The 18,627-nt window shown below is 52.0% G+C and carries 20 protein-coding genes and 3 tRNA genes; 8 read left to right on the top strand and 15 right to left on the bottom strand.

Annotated elements, in window-relative coordinates; all coding sequences use genetic code 11:
- Nucleotides 1–18: 18 nt before the first annotated feature.
- Together tsr and ACUY4S_RS19920 are read left to right on the top strand one after the other, a co-directional pair.
- The gene (gene tsr, locus ACUY4S_RS19925) at nucleotides 19–1,680 is read left to right on the top strand and encodes a methyl-accepting chemotaxis protein (RefSeq protein ID WP_312687051.1); all 1,662 of its coding nucleotides are present in this window, start codon (nucleotides 19–21) and stop codon (nucleotides 1,678–1,680) included.
- A gap of 86 nt (nucleotides 1,681–1,766) precedes the next feature.
- Complete coding sequence (locus ACUY4S_RS19920) at nucleotides 1,767–2,579, top strand: GNAT family N-acetyltransferase (RefSeq protein ID WP_312687052.1); 813 nt, start codon at nucleotides 1,767–1,769, stop codon at nucleotides 2,577–2,579.
- Between the two features lie 3 nt (nucleotides 2,580–2,582).
- Here the strand turns inward: ACUY4S_RS19920 and opgB are convergent, their stop codons facing one another.
- The 8 genes from opgB to ACUY4S_RS19880 form a co-directional block, all read right to left on the bottom strand.
- Nucleotides 2,583–4,874: a phosphatidylglycerol--membrane-oligosaccharide glycerophosphotransferase gene (gene opgB, locus ACUY4S_RS19915; protein WP_458021679.1), complete on the bottom strand. Its 2,292-nt coding sequence runs from the start codon at nucleotides 4,872–4,874 to the stop codon at nucleotides 2,583–2,585.
- Between the two features lie 223 nt (nucleotides 4,875–5,097).
- Nucleotides 5,098–5,589 (bottom strand): YjjA family protein, encoded by a 492-nt coding sequence (locus tag ACUY4S_RS19910; protein ID WP_312687056.1) that lies wholly within the window; start codon nucleotides 5,587–5,589, stop codon nucleotides 5,098–5,100.
- Nucleotides 5,590–5,663: 74 nt separating this feature from the next.
- On the bottom strand, nucleotides 5,664–6,401 hold the full coding sequence (gene dnaC / locus ACUY4S_RS19905; protein ID WP_312687058.1) for a replicative helicase loader DnaC: 738 nt from the start codon (nucleotides 6,399–6,401) through the stop codon (nucleotides 5,664–5,666).
- 2 nt (nucleotides 6,402–6,403) lie between these two features.
- A complete protein-coding gene (gene dnaT, locus ACUY4S_RS19900; RefSeq protein WP_312687060.1) occupies nucleotides 6,404–6,943 on the bottom strand; it encodes a primosomal protein DnaT in 540 nt (179 codons plus the stop codon).
- 135 nt (nucleotides 6,944–7,078) lie between these two features.
- Nucleotides 7,079–7,507 carry an organic hydroperoxide resistance protein gene (locus tag ACUY4S_RS19895; protein ID WP_312687062.1) on the bottom strand — a complete coding sequence of 143 codons (429 nt, stop codon included), beginning with the start codon at nucleotides 7,505–7,507 and terminating at the stop codon, nucleotides 7,079–7,081.
- An 82-nt stretch (nucleotides 7,508–7,589) separates the two neighbouring features.
- Nucleotides 7,590–8,039 (bottom strand): MarR family winged helix-turn-helix transcriptional regulator, encoded by a 450-nt coding sequence (locus tag ACUY4S_RS19890; protein ID WP_458021678.1) that lies wholly within the window; start codon nucleotides 8,037–8,039, stop codon nucleotides 7,590–7,592.
- A 152-nt stretch (nucleotides 8,040–8,191) separates the two neighbouring features.
- A complete protein-coding gene (locus ACUY4S_RS19885; RefSeq protein ID WP_312687066.1) occupies nucleotides 8,192–8,665 on the bottom strand; it encodes a threonine/serine exporter in 474 nt (157 codons plus the stop codon).
- Nucleotides 8,656–9,432 (bottom strand): threonine/serine exporter family protein, encoded by a 777-nt coding sequence (locus tag ACUY4S_RS19880; RefSeq protein WP_312687068.1) that lies wholly within the window; start codon nucleotides 9,430–9,432, stop codon nucleotides 8,656–8,658. Before ACUY4S_RS19880 ends, ACUY4S_RS19885 begins: the two co-directional genes overlap by 10 nt.
- 534 nt (nucleotides 9,433–9,966) lie before the next feature.
- On the opposite strand from ACUY4S_RS19880, the gene ACUY4S_RS19875 reads away from it, so the two are divergent.
- Both ACUY4S_RS19875 and bglJ read left to right on the top strand, forming a co-directional pair.
- Nucleotides 9,967–10,701, top strand: a complete 735-nt coding sequence (locus ACUY4S_RS19875) for a helix-turn-helix transcriptional regulator (protein ID WP_458021677.1) — start codon at nucleotides 9,967–9,969, stop codon at nucleotides 10,699–10,701.
- On the top strand, nucleotides 10,701–11,312 hold the full coding sequence (gene bglJ / locus ACUY4S_RS19870) for a DNA-binding transcriptional activator BglJ (RefSeq protein WP_458021676.1): 612 nt from the start codon (nucleotides 10,701–10,703) through the stop codon (nucleotides 11,310–11,312). Before ACUY4S_RS19875 ends, bglJ begins: the two co-directional genes overlap by 1 nt.
- A gap of 45 nt (nucleotides 11,313–11,357) precedes the next feature.
- On the opposite strand, the gene ACUY4S_RS19865 is transcribed toward bglJ, so the two are convergent.
- A complete protein-coding gene (locus ACUY4S_RS19865; protein WP_312687074.1) occupies nucleotides 11,358–11,816 on the bottom strand; it encodes a YbaK/EbsC family protein in 459 nt (152 codons plus the stop codon).
- A 338-nt stretch (nucleotides 11,817–12,154) separates the two neighbouring features.
- Between ACUY4S_RS19865 and ACUY4S_RS19860 the strand changes: the two genes are divergently transcribed.
- The gene (locus ACUY4S_RS19860; RefSeq protein WP_458021675.1) at nucleotides 12,155–13,495 is read left to right on the top strand and encodes a PTS sugar transporter subunit IIC; all 1,341 of its coding nucleotides are present in this window, start codon (nucleotides 12,155–12,157) and stop codon (nucleotides 13,493–13,495) included.
- 42 nt (nucleotides 13,496–13,537) lie between these two features.
- Here ACUY4S_RS19860 and fhuF read toward each other — a convergent pair whose 3' ends face one another.
- Complete coding sequence (gene fhuF, locus ACUY4S_RS19855) at nucleotides 13,538–14,326, bottom strand: siderophore-iron reductase FhuF (protein ID WP_458021674.1); 789 nt, start codon at nucleotides 14,324–14,326, stop codon at nucleotides 13,538–13,540.
- Nucleotides 14,327–14,417: 91 nt separating this feature from the next.
- Nucleotides 14,418–15,482: a GGDEF domain-containing protein gene (locus tag ACUY4S_RS19850; RefSeq protein WP_312687079.1), complete on the bottom strand. Its 1,065-nt coding sequence runs from the start codon at nucleotides 15,480–15,482 to the stop codon at nucleotides 14,418–14,420.
- A 216-nt stretch (nucleotides 15,483–15,698) separates the two neighbouring features.
- On the opposite strand from ACUY4S_RS19850, the gene ACUY4S_RS19845 reads away from it, so the two are divergent.
- Nucleotides 15,699–15,977: a DUF1435 domain-containing protein gene (locus ACUY4S_RS19845; RefSeq protein ID WP_458023614.1), complete on the top strand. Its 279-nt coding sequence runs from the start codon at nucleotides 15,699–15,701 to the stop codon at nucleotides 15,975–15,977.
- 34 nt (nucleotides 15,978–16,011) lie between these two features.
- Here the strand turns inward: ACUY4S_RS19845 and ACUY4S_RS19840 are convergent.
- The 4 genes from ACUY4S_RS19840 to rsmC all read right to left on the bottom strand — a co-directional run bounded on the left by ACUY4S_RS19840 (nucleotide 16,012) and on the right by rsmC (nucleotide 17,528).
- A tRNA-Leu gene (locus ACUY4S_RS19840) sits at nucleotides 16,012–16,098 on the bottom strand.
- 32 nt (nucleotides 16,099–16,130) lie between these two features.
- Nucleotides 16,131–16,217: transfer RNA gene (locus ACUY4S_RS19835), tRNA-Leu, on the bottom strand.
- A gap of 28 nt (nucleotides 16,218–16,245) precedes the next feature.
- Nucleotides 16,246–16,332 (bottom strand) — tRNA-Leu (locus ACUY4S_RS19830).
- A 167-nt stretch (nucleotides 16,333–16,499) separates the two neighbouring features.
- Nucleotides 16,500–17,528: a 16S rRNA (guanine(1207)-N(2))-methyltransferase RsmC gene (gene rsmC / locus ACUY4S_RS19825; protein ID WP_458021782.1), complete on the bottom strand. Its 1,029-nt coding sequence runs from the start codon at nucleotides 17,526–17,528 to the stop codon at nucleotides 16,500–16,502.
- A gap of 261 nt (nucleotides 17,529–17,789) precedes the next feature.
- Here rsmC and ACUY4S_RS19820 point away from each other — a divergent pair, with 261 nt between their 5' ends.
- Nucleotides 17,790–18,203 (top strand): DNA polymerase III subunit psi, encoded by a 414-nt coding sequence (locus tag ACUY4S_RS19820; RefSeq protein ID WP_458021783.1) that lies wholly within the window; start codon nucleotides 17,790–17,792, stop codon nucleotides 18,201–18,203.
- Nucleotides 18,172–18,612, top strand: coding sequence for a ribosomal protein S18-alanine N-acetyltransferase (gene rimI / locus ACUY4S_RS19815; protein WP_312687084.1), 441 nt, complete (start codon nucleotides 18,172–18,174; stop codon nucleotides 18,610–18,612). The genes ACUY4S_RS19820 and rimI overlap by 32 nt, the downstream gene beginning before the upstream one ends.
- Nucleotides 18,613–18,627 lie beyond the last annotated feature (15 nt).

Genomic DNA, 18,627 nt, shown 5'->3' with positions numbered 1-18,627 from the left:
TATAAGGAAAGAGAAAACATGTTAACTCGTATTAAAATTGTAACCAGCTTGCTGCTGGTCTTAGCATTATTTGGCCTGTTACAACTCACGTCCGGCGGTCTGTTCTTCAACGCGCTAAAACAAGACAAAGAAAACTTCACCGTTCTGCAAACCATTCGTCAGCAACAGTCTACGCTGAACGCCAGCTGGGTTTCGCTGCTGCAAACCCGTAACACGCTTAACCGTGCCGGCATCCGCTACATGATGGATCAGAACAACATCGGCAGCGGTGCTACCGTTAACGATCTGATGCAGATTGCCAGCACTTCGCTGAAGCAGGCCGAAGTGAGCTGGAATGCCTATCAGGCGCTGCCGCGCGATCCGCGTCAGAGCGACGATGCAGCCGCAGAGATCAAACGCAATTACGATATCTACCACAACGCGCTGGCGGAGCTGATTCAACTACTGGGCGCAGGCAAGATCAATGAGTTTTTTGACCAGCCGACGCAGCGTTATCAGGATGGTTTCGAGAAAGAGTATGTTCACTACCTGCAGCAGAACGATGCGCTGTACGAAACGGCCGTTCACGACAGTGAAAGTTCTTATGGCTCTGCTGTGTGGATCATTATTACTGTCCTGCTCGTGGTGCTGGCGGTGATCGTGAGTGTTTGGGTCGGGATCAAACGCGCACTCATCGCGCCGTTGAACCACCTTATCGACAACATTCGTCATATTGCCGGCGGCGATCTGGTACAGCGTATTGAAGTCCAGGGTTCTAACGAAATGGGCGTGCTGGCAGACAGTCTGCGTCATATGCAGAGCGAACTGGTGCGCACCGTGAGCGATGTGCGCAACGGCGCGAACGCAATTTATAGCGGCGCCAGCGAGATTTCCGTAGGTAACAACGATCTCTCTTCCCGTACTGAACAGCAGGCTGCTTCGCTGGAAGAAACGGCCGCCAGCATGGAAGAGTTGACCGCAACGGTGAAACAGAACGCCGAAAACGCCCGTCAGGCCAGCCATCTGGCGCTGAGCGCGTCTGAAACCGCGCAGAAAGGCGGTAAAGTGGTCGATAACGTGGTTCAGACCATGCGTGATATCGCCGCAAGTTCGCAGAAAATTGCCGATATTATCAGCGTAATTGATGGTATTGCCTTCCAGACCAATATCCTGGCGCTTAACGCGGCGGTTGAAGCTGCACGCGCAGGCGAACAGGGGCGTGGTTTTGCCGTCGTGGCAGGTGAGGTTCGTAACCTTGCCCAGCGTAGCGCTCAGGCTGCACGGGAAATCAAGAGCCTGATCGAAGACTCTGTTGGCCGTGTTGAACTGGGCTCCACCCTGGTGGAAAGCGCCGGTGAAACCATGGATGAAATCGTTAGTGCGGTCACCCGCGTGACAGATATTATGGGTGAAATCTCGTCGGCATCTGACGAGCAGAGCCGTGGTATCGACCAGGTGGGGCTGGCGGTTGCCGAAATGGATCGCGTGACGCAGCAGAACGCCTCGCTGGTGGAAGAATCTGCCGCGGCTGCCGCTGCGCTGGAAGAGCAGGCGAGCCGTCTGACCGAAGCAGTGGCGGTGTTCCGTATCATGCAGGAGCAGCGTAAAGCGGCCGCGCCGACGTTCGTCAAAAGCGCCGCCGTCTCTGCACAGCCACGTAAAGTCGCTGCTGATACCGGCGAAAACTGGGAAACATTCTAAGCCTTATTCGCGCCCTGCCATGCAGGGCGCATTTCTTCCTGCTCTCTCCCTGCTATGCTCTCATTAGCGCCCTGTGGAGAAGCTCTATGAACCTTGTTGCCGTTCCCGCCCTGCATTACAGCTGTGATCAGCTTGCCGCGATCCTTAGTGATTGCTTTGAAGGCTATAGCGTGCCGTTTTCATTGCCCTCCCCGCTTTTTGCCCAACGTTTTATTGCCGAAGACATAAGCTTTGTCGATTCCTGTGTCTGGCTGGAGGGCGACACGCCAGCGGCGGCGGCCCTGGTGACACGGCGCGGAGAAAGCGCGCGTCTGGCAGCATTTGCCATTCGTCCCGACTATCGGGGGCAGGGCGTCGGCAGGCGCATTCTGCCGCCGTTAATGGCAGGGTTGGCGGATAAAGGCGTGCGGCAATTATGGCTGGAAGTACTTAGCGATAACCACGCCGGTGTGGCGTTGTACCACGCGCTGGGGTTTGCCACCGTTCAGCCGCTATTGGGGTTTCAGGGGGGCGAACAGGGTGCGGCAGAAACGGCGCCGCTGGTGGCCCTCGATCCACTCAGTGTGGTGCGTAAAGCGGTGGGCGAGAGCTATCCCAGACTGCCATGGCAGGTGGACCCTCTCACGGCGGTGTCGCTGCCTGCGCAGGCCTGTGAATACCGTAAACATGCTTATGCTGTGGTTGCCACGCCGGGGGGTAAACCTCAGTTACGTTTTCTCTATGTCGAGCCCGAATATCGGGGCAAAGGCTTTGCCAGCGAATTCCTGCGTGCGCTGAATCAGGCGTTTCCAGAGGTGAGCACCCCTGTCGCGGTGCCTGAGCGGTTTTCTGCGTTATTCCTCGGCGCGGGCTACCATACGCTGGCCTTAAGCCAGTATGAGATGAAAGCTGACCTTTAACGGTCAGCCTTCGTGGTTCACCACTTTGATTTCGACAAGGCCAATGCCCAGTTTACGCGGCGAGTGACCCAGAATATTCCCTTCGTTAGTGGATTGCGGGTCCGGCGGCACAATGACCAGTGTGTTGCTACGCGACGGGTTGCGGAAGCTGAGCGTTGTGGTGCTTAACGCGTTACCCAGCGTCAGCGTCTGTTCTTCGTTGCCGACCCGTACCGGAATCGGGCGGTTGGCGTTGGGGCCAAAGGCTTTGGCGGTGATCACTAGTTCAAAGTGTGCTGGCAGTGGCTGGTTATACTCAATTTTCACTTCGTTGCTGAGTTTGGCATTCGACCAGCGCCCCCAACTTTCCGGGCGGGAAATACCGCTAAATTGCTTTACCTCTTCCGGTGCGCCTGCAACGTTAAATACAAAACTGTCGGCTTTATAGCGAATATCGTTGTCGACGGTCTTCAGCGTATCGACGTTGTTTTGGTAGCGCGCGGCGCTGATCACCGTTTCGGTAAACTGCGTTTTCCCTTTCCACAGCGGCTTGTCGACATGTTCAACGCGTTGCTCGCCGCCCAGGCTGCCCTGTGAGACACACCAGTCGGTAGAGAGCGCCAGTTCGGGTGACCAGAGGCGCGCCATTTTGTAGCATTGATCGACCCAGACAAAGTTGTCGCGCGGGGCAAAATCCGCCAGTTGGTAACGTAATGGGGCAGAGTATTCACTTTCTGGCAGCGGCTCGATACGCGCCTCCGATACGCGTACCAGCAGCGGCAGGCGGAACTGGCTGCCAGAGAAAGCAATCGTTTGTTTGCCCTGGTCGATGGTGAAATCCTTCATCTCTTTCGGGAAGTTCCACAGACGAATAATGTCCGGTTTCCATGCCAGTACTTTCTGTTTCATGTTCAGGAACACGCCGGAAAGCGACTGGCCGGAAATGCTGCTTCGCCCAAGGCCGAGGAAGTTATCCCCGCCGAGGATATCCAGCACGGTTGCGCCGTTATCCATCGTGCTACGCTTGATGCCGGAAATATCCTGCTGGGGATCGTCGCCACGGATCACAAAGAAGAGGTTGCTGCGATCCTGTTTATTCAGGTACTTCCATGCCGTGTTGTTCATTGCCAGATGATCTGACGACACCACAATGACCGTATCTTTAAACCACGGCGAGGCTTTGATTTTGTTGATCAGGGCTGCGATATGCTGCTGACTACAGGCCACCGCACTAAAGGATTGATTCAGTTTCCCATCAATGCTGTAGCTTTTACGTTCACAGGTTCGTGAGATAAAGCCGTCCGGGTGATGGGTATCGACCGTCAGCGCGAACAGGGAAAAACGCTTGCCGGAACGCGAAAGCGCTTCGTATTGCTTCCACACCGCGTCCAGTACGGTATCGTCATAAAAGCCCCAGTCATTGCGGTAGTTCGCATCAGCAACCTGATTTTTTAACTCTTCTGCCCCCACCAGGTAGTCGAAACCGTGCGACCTGAGGAACACGTCTTTACCGGCAAAGCGCAGGTTGGCGCCCTGGATAAAGTGGTTCTCATAACCGGAATTTTTCAGGATATCGCCGAGGCAGATATTCTGCGGGAAAAAGGTCGAGACCGAGGCCGATGCATTGCCTTCGAACGGGGCAAATAGCGGGATACCACACTGGGAGGCGACCATACCTGCGATGGTGTAATCGGTGCCGGGTAGTTGCTCGGTGTGGCTAAAGTCCATGGCGTCGTCTTTCAGCGCGCCCAGTTCAGGCGCGAGGCCTGGAAAAGCTGCATCGTTAAAATAAGTGCGCTCCAGGCTTTCGCCGTAGATATAGACCAGGTTCAGTTTCGGGGCAGGGATCTTTTTGGCGGGCTCTTTGTAATAGGTTAAAAAGTCGGGGTCGCCCTCTCGCGTTTGCGATTTCACCAGCTCGGTGATTTGGTGAAACGCCGGGCTGGCATCGACGGATCCGAGCGCCAGCGCAAGCGCCAGCAGGCTGTATCCAACGTGATGCGGCCGGTGGCGGCGCCGGCGTAACACCCAGCCGAGGGCGCAAAACACAGCCACCAGCGCCAAAATCAGGCCCGCGCCGGGCAGCAGATACTTACTAACGCCTGCCCCGGTAAGGCTGTTGGTCAGGGTGTAGAGCACCGCATCGTTAATGCCGTCACCGGTGAAGTAGTTGCTGGCGTAGAGCGTGATGTTTAACACAATAAAAAAGCCAAGAACCAGCAACGTTGCGGTAAACCACCAGGTGTTACGACCCGCTTTCCAGGCATAGATCGCCACAGAAGCGAGAAACAGGGCAACAGAGAGCAACTCGGACAACCAGGATTCCTCATCAATGCCAGCAGTTATTGCTGGTTATTAAAGTTTGTAACAGGCGGTACAATTTAATGACGTTGTCACATAGCTGCAATTGTAGTGTCACTCTAATGAGGTTTTATTCAGAATCGGTTTAGAAAGCGACAATATTGATCGCCCTCTCAGTGGTGACGGGCCGGCAGGAAAAGGGAAGCGGAGGCCGCGTTGTGGGCAACGCGGCGGCTGATCAGGAGAGGAAATTGACGCCCTGTTTGAGTACGATGTCGCAGGCTTTTGATTTCACCTTTTCGGCCAGTGGCGTGTTGCCGATATTACTCAGATTCAACTGTTCACCGTTTTTGGTGTTTAGCATGCCCTGGATGCCTTGCAGATAGTTGGTGTCCTGCTTCTGCTCCGCGGTTCCCAGTCCCAACTTATCCAGCACCTGATTTTTGACGTTTTCGGTGTTAGTCAGCGAAGCGAGTTTATTTTTAGCGCACCAGGTCATCACGCCCGCCGCATTATTCATGGTTCCTGCGCTAAGCGCCTGGTTGCCGCCATTAAGCAGGCCTGTCAGCGAGGAGAGCGACAGACCGCCTTGTTGTGAAGAGGTGCTGTTCTGGTTGAGCTGGCTGGCGGCACTGGTGAGCGTATCCTGCCAGGACGCCGCATGAGCAAAACCGGTGAGCATAATACTGCTGATGGCAGCGGAATAAAGCAGGCGTTGAGCGAATTTCATGTCGTGGAGATCCTGATGTCGGGCGAAAGCGCCCAGTATACACGCGGGCGCAGAAGGGCAAGGGGGGAAAACTCTCAATACTCTTTGCCGGTCACGCGGCTGCGATAGCTGTCCCAGTTGAAGATCACCCACAAGCTGTTACCCAGACGCATCCTGTCCATCACGCGTTCGCCCAAAAGTTTGTTCATCTCCTCAAGATTGCTGTTGGTCAGCATGCCGGTCGGGCGTTTTGATGAGGAACGGCGATCGACAATCTGGTTGATAATGACTTTCTCGTAGCGTGATTCGGTCTGCATACCGATCTCATCGATCACCAGCAGATCGACCGAACTTAAATCGTTGAGTAACTGCTCTTCGCTGCTTTCGCGGTTGCCAAAGGTCTCTTTCATGGCCGACATGATATCGGCAACAGTGATGATCAACACGGACTTGCCGCGTAACAACAGTTCATTACAGATAGCAGCGGCAAGGTGGTTTTTACCGGTGCCGGGCTTGCCCGAAAAGATGAAGCTGGCAATGTTACCGTCAAACTCTTCAACATATTGCCGGGCCTGGCTGAGGGCGCGCATTTGGCCTTCGGTTTCGACGCGGTAATTATCAAACGAGCAGTTTTGATGTAACGGACGAATGCCGGAACGGTTGAAGGTGCGCTGCATTTTCATGGCGCGGTTTTCTCGCTCCAGCGCCGCCGAACGGATTTCGCCCTGTTGTTTCTGCCATGCCATTAATTCTTCGCCCGTTTTAAACGCAGGCTGGATGTTGGCGGGCATCATTTTTTGCAGACGTTTTATCAATTCGCCGACGTTTTTCATCGTTATCCTCTAAAACCGGGTGGAATTTGATTGTCTGGTTCCGAAAGCGCGTTGATATCACGCTTCGTATTACCGTTCTGGCTGGCGCGCCCGATTTGCAGGCTGCGCGCCAGTTTCTGCTGCCATTGTACATGGTGGAAAACTTTGCCTTCCGCTTGCCAGTACGCAACAAATGAAGCCAGTTCTTCCGGGGTATGCGGCTGGGTAAGTGCAATGCCCCACAACGCGGCCAGGCGTTGAAAATCTGCATCTGGCTGCCAGCCCGGATACATGGCGAATTTGCCCATGGGTACATTCAACGGCGCGCTGCCGGGTTCTTCATAGAACTGCGCATCAAGAGCGATATCGCTCGCCGGACGTGCAAGCTGGGCTTCCAGCGCCAACAGCTGCTCGAGGCGCTGCGGCGTGATTGCGTAAAAAGCGGGAGTGTTATTGGCAAAAACGGCGATAGCGCCACCTTCCATGCGGGCCAGTATGCTGGCATGATCGCGCATAAACTCATCAATGCCGATGACATTTGAGGTCAGGATTCTGGAAGACATAACGCGTTCTCAAACTGGATGACTACGGATACGGTGTACTGCGTTTTTCACACAGGCTCAATAGCACATAGTACCACAGGGAACGGAAAGGGCAGTACAGCAGGAAAAGCCGGGTTTCCCCGGCTTTCTTCATGATCACGCGATAATGTTCAGCGTTACGTCAATATTGCCGCGTGTAGCGTTGGAGTACGGGCAAACAATGTGCGCTGCATCAACCAGTTTTTTGGCTTCTGCTGCGTCCATCCCTGGCAGATGGATATTCAGTTTGGCTTCGATACCAAAACCGGTCGGCAACGGACCAATACCCACTTCACCTTCGATAAAGGCCTCTTTTGGCATCGCAATTTTGTCGCGGCCTGCGACGAATTTCATCGCGCCAAGGAAGCAGGCAGAGTAACCAGCAGCAAAGAGTTGTTCCGGGTTGGTCACTTCACCGCCTGCGCCGCCCATCTCTTTCGGGACACCCAGTTTAACGTCCAGGACGCCGTCCGAAGATGTGGCACGGCCATCACGGCCGCCGGTGGCTTTTGCTTTGGCGGTATAAACGACTTTTTCTAAAGACATGACAGGTTCCTTATTATCTCAAGTGTTTGCTATAAAATAGCGCGCTATTTATTTGCTGAAATAAACTCCCTGCAAAGGGAGCTTAAGCCTGCTGAAACCGCTGACGAAGCTGTTCCAGTTGCTGCTTGATATCATGCATGGTGGCGCTGTCGCATGCCATTGCGCAACTGATCGACGCCGGAATAGCCGTTGCCTGCTGCTGCAACGCACGACCACTCTCACTTAATGTGATTATCACCTGACGCTCATCCTGGCGTGAACGCTGACGACGAATCAATCCGGCGCTTTCCAGACGCTTTAACAACGGCGTCAGAGTGGCGGAGTCGAGAAAAAGGCGTTCGCCAACCTCCGACACAGTAATATCATCTTTCTCCCATAGCACCAGCATCACCAGATATTGCGGATACGTCAGGTTCATGGGAGCCAACAGCTGGCGATAAAGCTTATGCAGCGCCAGGTTTGTAGAGTAGAGCGCAAAACAAAACTGGTTATCTAATGCGAGCTGCTCGGTGGTGTTCGGTGTCGTCTTCATGCAGTGAGTATAGGTAGTGCGCTATTTAATTGCAAGTTATTTTTATGGGCAGGTATAACGCAGCGCAATTGGCACTGTTATTACCTGGTGAAACTCTCCCTGCGCGGCAGGATCCTGAACCCCTTCAAACCGCACCGACAGAAGATCAATACTCAGACGCGCGGCCGTTTGCGGTAGATCCATAATCCAGGGATCGACAAACCAATCGACAGCGCGCCAACAATAGATGAGGCTTTGAGAAAGTTGGTCAGCAGCAGGATCATGAGCTCTTCGTTGTAGCCGAAGTGGCCAATCTTCACCGCTGAAATCATTGCGGTGTATGCGGAAATACCGGGGAACATCGGGATTACTGCCGCCACGGTAAAGACTTTCGGGTGCGCCAGATACCAGCGTGACCAGCGAATACCGATACTTCCTACCAGCATGGATGCCACGAATGTTGACCATTCGATGTTAAAACCCCAGTGCATCATGGCAAAGCGCGAACCGTGACCAATAGCGCCAAGCAGCGCGCACCAGCGCAGGGCGCGATGCGGAACGTTAAACACCATAGCAAATCCCACGGCGGGAATGGCTGCCAGCGCCATGTCCTGCGCCAGCGCCAGAAAAAACCGGATCACATCCATCCGCGGAGCCCCCATAATGTCATTGCCATTACCACACCAATGCAGGTTGCAAGCGTTAATAAACTGGCGATTGCCCAGCGCGCCAGCCCGGTATTGATATGGCCTTTAAACATGTCGGCCACAGCGTTGATCAGCGGAAACCCCGGCACCAACAACAAAACGCTGGCGGCCATGGCAACCGTCGAGGAGTGGAGGAAACCTGGTAGAGTCAGCATCAGGCCGGACACCGTCGTGGCAACAAAAGCGGTAATGCAGAAGTTGATTTGTGGATGCATATGCCGGCCCGCCAGTACCAGCCGCACATACATTGCGACACTGCTGGCGCAAAAGGTAATAAATGCGCCGTCCCAGCCACCATTGTTAAGCTTGCAGAAGCAGGCGCAGGAGAGGCCAACCATCACTGTGACCAGCCAGCGTGGATAACGCAGCGGTTTTACCTGAGAAAAGCGTTTTTCGACGCCTTTAAAATCCAGCAGCTTATGTTCCGCAAGAATGACGATATGCTGTACTTCAGTCACGACATGCATATTGATACCGCGGTCGCTGTTCTTGCGCGTTGAGGTCAGACATTGGCCGTCTTTGATAGTGGTAAGTACGATGGCATTTGAAGAAATCAAACTTTCAACGCTGTCCATGCCCAGCGCCAACCCAAGCCGCGTGGATAACTCCTCAACCAGCGCGCTCTCTGCGCCGTGCTGTAACAAATAAAGGCCGCACTGAATACACAGGCGTGTGATGGCCCGCTGCGATGACTGGTCTGTTTGCATGATGACCCTGGTAGTGGTGTAACGACGCTCACAAAAAGAAAATGTAAAAGCTATTTTTAACACAATATACAGGTAGGATGGCGCTAAAGTAGATCAAGATTTGCGCAGTAAGTCATGATGATGAAGTATTGTGAAACGTTCTTATTTTACCGGTAACCAGGTTGTAAGTTTTTCTGGTATGTCCATGCCGTTATGTTGAAAATCGTCAATATTGAAAGAGTTAGCGGAAAATACCATCTTAATTATTCGTGAAATTTATTTATTAATCTTAATTATATCCGCATCGATTGTTTTTATTTTCTTATTTTATTTTTAATATTAACCGGGACGCTCGAATGGACGTTGTGTTATGTTGACACGATAGTGGGCAATACTATAATTTTATAACGTTATATTTAATTGCTAATCATAAATTCCGTAAATCTAATTACCCGTTTCATTCTGAAATGGCGGTTTTGTTACGTTAATTATATTGGCCGATTAAATGCTAATAGCGGCAATTGATAACAGTTAAGAATGGAAGCGGAGGTTTTCATGCTATCGCTAAGCGACAAACAAGGGATTATCATTAGCAGGATGCCTGTACTACGGTCAGGGATCGGGGGCATTCTTGAAAGCCATTTCCCTGAATATCAATTAATGTATTATTCCGCAGTCGAAGAGACTACGCTTCGGCAACTTGCTGCTGCCAGGTTGATCGTCGTCGATTTGACAGGTGAACTCCGGCATGCTCGCAGGCACTGCCAGCAATACTTTACCTTGCTTCCGCAATGTGAAAATACGCACTGGATCTTCCTGATTTCCCGCAGTTTATATCCGGTTGCGATGCAATTATTGTTGCGCTCCCATACGACACTTCTTGCGGAAGAGGAACCGGTTGAGACGGTCATCAGGACAATACGAGAAGGTTATGAAAAGCTGCCAGATATTAACTGTGTGCATAATATTTCTGAACAGCAAGAAAATGAAAGAAATATCAATAATGCTGAAATGCTAACCTTTTCTGAACGGAAAGTGTTACGCCTTCTTGGAAAAGGATGGGGAATCAACCAAATTGCATCTCTGCTTAAAAAAAGCAACAAGACGATCAGCGCGCAAAAAAATAGCGCAATGCGGCGTTTATCGCTGCGAAGTAATGCGGACCTGTACTCATGGATAAATAGTGCGCGGGGTATAAAAGAGTTGAACCTGGGCACTGCATATGGAGAGCAGAAGGAATGGAACATTATTGCAAAAGAAGCAACGTTGCCATCATCGAAAAGTGCATAATGAGTGAAGCAGGATTACGTCATTTATTTAATGATCCTATTAACTGCCAATACTCTTTTCATTTTTTTAAAAATTATGCGTCTTTTCGCCAGGCTCTCACGCAGAAGCCTTTCTTTGCGGTGATCTATTCCCTTTTTGGGCGTCGGGAAGAGCGGCGAGAGTGCCTGATGGGGTTGCATCGGCTTTCTCATTCTCATCCGAAAGTGCAACGCATTGTTTTAGCAGAGGATGATGGTGAAGCACAACTGGTCGGTTTGCTTTCACCTTCGCAATTGCACGGTATTTGGAGTAAATCGTCCGCATTGCCTGTGTTACTGCAACAAATGGAGAGGTTGTTCGAGCAAAAGCAAGAGATAAATGAGGATGTCACAAATCACTGGTTTATTAGCCAGACCCGTATGCTTAGCCCGACAGAGCGTGAGATCCTGAGTTACATGACTCGTGGCTATTCCCTGGCGGAAATTGCTTCACAGTTGGATCGCAACGTTAAAACTATCCGGGCGCATAAATTTAATGCGATGAATAAGCTGGGTGTAACATCGGACCTTAATCTGCTCCATGCAGCGGATATGCTGGCCTGGATGCCATTGTCAGGGCAGTATCCAAATTAACGTAGGTGAGTTAACAGCGCCAGGTTTTACACCTGGCGCGAAGGATTATTGGCAAACATCTATCCATTTTGCCCGGGTTAACTGAGCCATTCTTTCCGGAGAAATCCGCACGGCGCTATGAATGGCTCCTGCAGCCGGAAGTACTTCCGGGTACTGTTTTAATGACACATCGCAATAGACCGCCAGCGGGTTCTCCAGGCCAAACGGGCAGACGCCGCCGACAGGGTGACCAGTAATAGTGACCACTTCATCACTGCTGAGCATCCGTGCTTTTGCACCAAAGGTCGTTTTCAGTTTCTTGTTGTCGAGGCGCGCATCACCTTTGGCAACGACCAGAATGACTTCATTTTTTACCTTCAGCGACAGAGTCTTGGCTATTTGCCCAGGTTCGACGTGGTGCGCGGCTGCTGCCAGTGCGACGGTTGCTGTACTCTGACTCAGTTCAATAATGTCGATATCGGGGGCATTGTCGGCAAAGAATTGCCGCACAGACTGCAAACTCATGATGTTCTCCTGCATAAGACCGCCATTAATCTGTCACAAGGCTGTTATCGCTGTAAATATTCTGATGTAACAAACGACTTACAATCAGATCCTGGATCGCCTTCACAATCGCGGAAACCGGTTACAGTAACCGGTTGCAGTGTCCCGATGCCGGGTTAATACTGATTTTGTCACTTTCCTCTGCCCAGATAATTAAAAAAGAGCCGTCCATGAACATATCCTGCTTCGTTGTAAAGCTGGTTGAAAAACCCGCGCGGTTTCAAACAGAAAAAAGGGATTGCTGCACGGCAGAACATTCGCTGGTGCGCTTAATTTGTTAGTCTGACAGGAGATCTGCTATGTCTGCCAACCATGCTGCGTTTAACCTTATTTTCCGGTTTATAGAAAACTATGTCAGCCCGATTGCCGGGCGAATTTCATCTCAGCGCCATGTTATGGCCATTCGTGACGGTTTTATTTCGGCAATGCCGTTCATGATCGTAGGCTCGTTCTTGCTGGTTTTTGCTTATCCGCCTTTTTCGCCGGATACCACCTGGGGATTCGCCCGGGGGTGGTTAGATCTGGCGAAGCAGTACGAGGGCCGCATTCTTACGCCTTTCGACATGACGATGGGCATTATGTCTATCTATATTTGCGCGGCGATCGCTTACAACCTCGGTAAGCACTACGTGAAGTCGCATCAACTGGATCCTTTCATGTGCGCCATGCTGTCGTTAATGGCTTTTTTGCTGGTAGCTGCACCAAAGACCAGCGACACATTACCGGTCGACAGCCTCGGCGGAACGGGGATTTTCACCGCGATTCTGGTAGCGATTTACTGCGTGGAAATGATGCGTTTTCTGAAGGCGCATAACATTGGCATCCGCCTGCCCGATCAGGTGCCGCCAATGATTAAGAACTCTTTTGATTTACTGATCCCTGTGTTAGTGGTGGTGTTAACGCTTTACCCACTGAGTCTGTTTATCCAGACGCAATTTAACATGTTGATCCCACAGGCAATTATGGCACTGTTTAAGCCTCTGGTGTCCGCAGCGGATTCGTTGCCAGCGATCCTGCTGGCAGTGATTATCGGCCACTTACTGTGGTTTGCCGGTATTCACGGCGCTGCGATTGTTTCTGGCATGCTGCAAATGTTCTGGTTAACCAACCTTGGCTTGAACCAGAGCGCACTGGCGCAGGGCGCACCGTTGCCTCATATCTTTATGGAAGCATTCTGGACGTTCTTTATTGTAATTGGCGGATCCGGGGCGACAATGGGGCTGGTGCTTTGCTATTTGCGTAGCCGCTCTGTGCACTTGCGATCGATTGGTCGTCTGAGTGTGGTGCCCAGTATGTTCAACATTAACGAGCCGGTGATCTTCGGGACGCCCATTGTCATGAATCCGGTGTTCTTTATTCCTTTCCTGCTTGCACCCACGCTTAATGCGATTATTGCCTGGGCGGCAATGAAACTGGATTTAATTGGCCGGGTCATTTCGGTCGTACCGTGGACAGCGCCAGCACCTATTGGCGGTGCATGGGCTTTAGGCTGGGATTTCCGTGCGGCTATCCTGGTCGTGCTTCTCGCCTGCATCTCCGCAATTATTTATTACCCGTTCTTCAAGGTATACGAAAAACAACTCCTGGAGCAGGAAGCAGAAGAGGCCCAGCGCGCAGAAGAAGAGAAACAAACCGCATAAAACAATCAGCACCATTCCCCGGGGCGTACGTTGCGCCCCGGATTATTTTAGCGTGCAGTCACCACATTGCTGAACATCAGGCAGGCGGTAACGCTGACAACAGGTGCGGCGAACCAGTGCACCGTCGCGCAGTACCACGCTGCGCCAAAGCGGGTTGTCGCTTCCGTCGGCGAGCTGCTTTTCAAAGAAGCATATCTGGCGCAGCGCGGCTACGCGCGTTTCACCCAGCAGGGGGAGCATCTCTCCTAAATACCAGTTGATCAGATACCCCGTATTGCTCCAGATAAGCTTACCGTTGATCTCGCCAGTGGCTTCCAGCGCCTGTACCACCGGAAGCATTGCCTGGGTCGTCAGCGCGCCAATGCGGCAGGCATCGTTCTGCGAGGTTAATGCACGGTCTGGCTGAACATCAATCCAGAAACAGGCGGCGCGGCCAGTTTCATGAAACTCAACATGAAACAGCTCAGGCGAGAGGTCAATAGCGGTTTTCTGCGTCAGTAGCGCCAGCAGTAATGGCGGTACCATCAGCCCAAGATACCACTGTGCCCATAACGAAAGCAGCGGTTTGTTTTCGCGCGGCTGGGTGGGCTGGTTACGGTAGATATGATCAGAGTAGGTGGCGATAAGGGTTTGCAGCTCGGTGTGGCGAGACCACTCTCTGAGCGTCAACGCCGAATACGGCGAGGACTCATTCAGACGAATAAAATCAAGCAGGTGCGCACGCGTGCTGGTAATCGTTTCCCGCATGGCATTAGCCAGCGAATCGCGCTCATCAATGAGGCTACCTCGCCAGATAATGTTTTCTGTAAGCGTTGCGGTACGATAAGTCATGGCGCCGGCTAATTGCGAAATCTAAATGATAATTATTGCCAATCCTATCCAGGGGTAGGATCGATAGCAACATTTTTATCGTAAAGTTCGCTCAGGCGGGCTGTAACTCTTTACTCACCAGGATGTTATTGCGACCCAAATTTTTTGCTTCGTACAAGGCCTTATCCGCGCGAGCGAGCGAGGCCTCAATGTCATTTTCCAATAGAGGAGCAATACCAATGCTGACCGTTACATTGGTCGCCACGCTTTCATTAAACATATGGGGAATTTTTAAATCATAGACCTGGCGACGTATACGCTCGGCGATAAGACGAGCCTGTTCCTGGTCGACATTGTTAATCAGAATCATGAATTCTTCCCCGCCAAAACGCGCGACAATATCCCGCGAACCCACCGCATCACGCAAAGCGGCGGACACACGGATCAGGGCCTGATCGCCCATCATATGGCCGTAGTGATCGTTATAAGCTTTGAAGTGATCGATATCCAGTAGCAGCACATAGCGGGGGCTGTCATCCACCGCCAGCAAATTATCGATTTTATTCTGCAATCCACGCCGGTTATAAACGCCGGTCAGCGGATCCAGCATGCTCAGATCGTTCAGTGTTTTCCGTTCCTGCACCAGACGGTTCATCAACCCCTGGGCAAAATTATCGTTACGTTTCTGAATGGCATGCTGAATAGAAATCCCTAAGACGGGAAGAGCGAAGGAGTAGATCAGGCGGAGCTCTGTTTCGCTGCCGCTCAGCCACAGACAACTGATGAACACGGGTGAAGAGTGAACAATAAACGCAAGGACATTATTTGAAAACGCAATAGTGCCAATAAACAGAACACTGAGTAGCGCGATCAGCAGATACGCGTCAGCATTATCGTTTATTAATCTTACTTTAGTGATCACATGCCATGCCCACAGGCTGCCGAATATCAGTGATGTGAAGGTGATATTAATTTTCGTTTTTGGATAACGTCGGTGCCACATCGGCAGAATGACGCTGATCGCAAAAATAAGGCATACCGGAAGCGTAAAGGTGCGCACATTGTTGAGCGGCAGAGCTGCAGAAAACAGAGCTGAGATCGCGTTGAGTAAAAGAAACAGTCGTAGGGACAATCGATATTTCTTGTTACAGAGAGATTGCCAGGTTTGTAATGTCATACCTAAAAATCGTTATTTATCCGCAATATAACAGCGAGCTGATTGTCTAAAAGGGAAAAGGTAACGCGATGAAACAGTTATCGCGAAAAATTAGTGATTTGGATTTTCATTTAAGTGTCGCTTAATTTATCACCTTACTGAATGCCTGTCATCAGAAGATGAGTAATCTTCATACTGGTTTAAGGTCTCTGGCTGACAAATGAGAAAACATATCATATGATATTGGTTATCATTATCGATATGAGAGATGAAACCATGTTGCAACGCGCGCTGGGGAGTGGATGGGGAATTGTGTTACCTGGCTTTATTGTTGCCGTTTTGGCGCTTGCGGATCTGTCGATTAATGCCTGGCGGGGAGTGATCGTTCTGGGGCTGCTGCTGACGCCGGTAATGCTCTACCACAAACGCTTACGCCACTTTGTGCTGTTGCCGTCGGGTGTTGCACTGGTCGGTGGAATGATGCTGATGTTGTTGAACGTGAAGATGATGATGTAACTGGAGGATTAATACAGGAAGGTTATAAGATATCTGGTGCGAGGGGGGGGACTTGAACCCCCACGTCCGTAAGGACACTAACACCTGAAGCTAGCGCGTCTACCAATTCCGCCACCTTCGCACAGTCATCTTACTTTTTAGATATCGCCTCGTTGGTGCGAGGGGGGGGACTTGAACCCCCACGTCCGTAAGAACACTAACACCTGAAGCTAGCGCGTCTACCAATTCCGCCACCTTCGCACAGTGCGAGCGATATCTGCGTGGATTATGGTGCGAGGGGGGGGACTTGAACCCCCACGTCCGTAAGGACACTAACACCTGAAGCTAGCGCGTCTACCAATTCCGCCACCTTCGCATACCATCGACACTATTGAAGTATCGTTACCACGGAGGCGCATTCTAGATGTTTTACGCTTTTCGTCAACAGTTAATTACAGCAACTGCAGTTGATTGCTGTAAAAATGGGCGCTCGCTACGCGAGAGAAGGGGCACCCGGCAAGCTACGCCTGCCGGGTAAAGCGGTTATTTCAACGCCTGACGCGTCATGACCGTACGGTAGACTTTAAAGCGACCCGTTTGCGCGATCACCTCGTGGAAGCCAAAGGTCTGATCCAGCACATCCGGATAGGGCAGGAAGGCGTTAGCAACGATACGCAGTTCACCACCGCTGTTCAGGTGGCGCACGGCACCGCGGATCAGGGTCTGCGCAGCTTCCATACTGGTCTGCAAACCATCATGGAATGGCGGGTTCGAAATAATCATATCGAAGCGGCCGCTCACTTCAGAGAAGACGTTGCTGGCAAACACGTCGCCTTCAAAACCATTGGCGGCTAGCGTTGCGCGACTGGCTTCGACCGCCGGGGCGGAAACATCACACAGCGTCAGGCGAACTTTTGGTGAATGGCTTGCCAGTACTGCTGACAGCACGCCTGCACCGCAACCGACATCCAGCACTTTACCTTTAGTGTGTGGCGTTAACGTCGACAGCAACAACTGGCTGCCAACGTCCAGACCGTCGCGGCTGAAAACACCCGGCAAAGTTTTAATGGTCAGATTGCCCAATGCATACTCGCCCCAGAAACCGTTCGGATCGAAGGCGGGGTTTTTATCCAGGCGGCCATGATACAGACCGCAGCGGCGGGCGCTGTCGACTTTATTCAGCGTGCAATATTCCGCCAGCATCTGTTCAGCGCTGCGAACCCCACTGCGGTTTTCACCCACGACAAAAATATCACTGCCTGTTGGCAGCAATGAAAGCAAATTCATTAACTGAAACAGCGCTTCCGGCTTGTTTTTCGGCCAATAGTAAACCAGCGTATCGCAGTCACCGACAGTGTCGCTATCCGCCACCAGGCTGTAACGTGCCTGTTCACCCATTAGTGAGCTTAAGGTTTGCCATTGGTGAAACTGTTGTGTCCAGGCACGGCTTTCAGCGGTATCCAGACGGGCAGGCAGGTCATCCTGCAAGTCGCCAGCAAAAAGAATGCGGCTGGGTTCGAAATCGTCACTGTGGCGCAGCAAGACTTCACTTGCCGGAGTAAAAGCAGACATGGGGAGTTCCTCGTTAAATTCTGGCGGCGATTATACACGTTATCCTTCACGCTGCCTCTTTGTTGGCTGCGTCTGCGGACCCCGGTCACTTACAGGTGTAAGCTCCCGGGGATTTTTATCCTTGCCGTCTCGATACAGCGCGAATGATGTTGTGTATAAGCACGTTATCCTTCACGCTGCCTCTTTGTTGGCTGCGTCTTAATGGCGAACAGGCGTCGAGTTTGCTATATTTGCGCGCCTGACATACAGGAGTGCTTTGTTATGACTTCCCGACGCGACTGGCAATTACAGCAACTGGGCATTACCCAGTGGACTTTGCGCCGCCCGGCGGTGTTGCAGGGCGAGATTGCCATTTCGCTGCCTGCGCATATCCGGCTGGTGATGGTGGCGCCAACGCTCCCCGCGCTTACTGAGCCGCTGGTGAGCGACGTACTGCGTGCGTTGACTGTTACGGCGGATCAGGTTCTGCAGTTAACGCCGGACCGCGTTGCCATGCTGCCTCCGGAGAGTCAATGTAACAGCTGGCTGCTTGGCATTAATGACCCGCTGACGCTGGCAGGGGCGCAAGTCTCAACGGCCTCGTATGAAGAATTACGCGGCAATCCTGCGGCGCGTGCCGCGTTATGGCAACAAATCTGCGAACATGAACACGATTTCTTCCCTCAGCACGACTGACTTAGATCGCGCCTATCATATTGAAACCCGTGCGCACGCGTTCCCCTGGAGCGAGAAAACACTGGCCAGCAACCAGGGTGAACGTTACCTCAACTATCGACTGATGGTCGGAGATGAAATGGCGGCGTTTGCCATTACCCAGGTCGTAATGGATGAGGCGACGCTATTCAATATCGCTGTAGATCCAGCCTGGCAACGCAAAGGTTTAGGCCGACAATTGCTGGAGCACCTGATCCGCGAACTGGAAGCGCGTAACGTGTTGACACTGTGGCTCGAAGTACGCGCCTCCAACACAGCAGCTATTGCATTGTATGAAAGCCTGGGCTTTAACGAGGCGACGATCCGCCGCAATTATTACCCCACGGCTACTGGGCGTGAGGATGCGATCATCATGGCGCTCCCCCTCTAATTGAAGAAAGGTGAT

Source organism: Kosakonia beeri, from assembly GCF_054165705.1.
This window is presented reverse-complemented; position numbering and strand designations above follow the sequence as displayed.